Here is a 235-nt window from a genome sequence, read left to right as displayed (position 1 = left end):
CATTTCTCTGGCATATAAAGATAGTGATCCCAAGCGGGCGCAGGAAATATTGCTGGAGCTGATGCAGGCAATGGTCAAGCTCAGTAGTGATATTAATACTGGGCGACTAAAAGCTATTATTGGCAAAATCAATGAACGGATACCACAAGCAAGGTCTGAGCTACAAGCAGCCGAAAAAAGATTGGAACAGTACGATCGCCGGGAAAGACCTGCTATATTAGCCGCAGAAAATGGT

The 235-nt window shown here is 44.7% G+C and carries 1 pseudogene; it reads left to right on the top strand.

Going from position 1 to position 235, the window contains the following annotated elements:
* Positions 1–235 (top strand): annotated as a pseudogene (locus GNE10_RS36320) (lipopolysaccharide biosynthesis); the annotation flags it as partial.

The sequence above is a fragment of the Nostoc sp. 2RC genome (assembly GCF_014222165.1).
GTDB classification, from domain to species: domain Bacteria; phylum Cyanobacteriota; class Cyanobacteriia; order Cyanobacteriales; family Nostocaceae; genus Nostoc; species Nostoc linckia.
The sequence above is the reverse complement of the archived record's forward strand: the minus strand, read 5'-3'. Positions and strand labels throughout refer to the sequence as shown.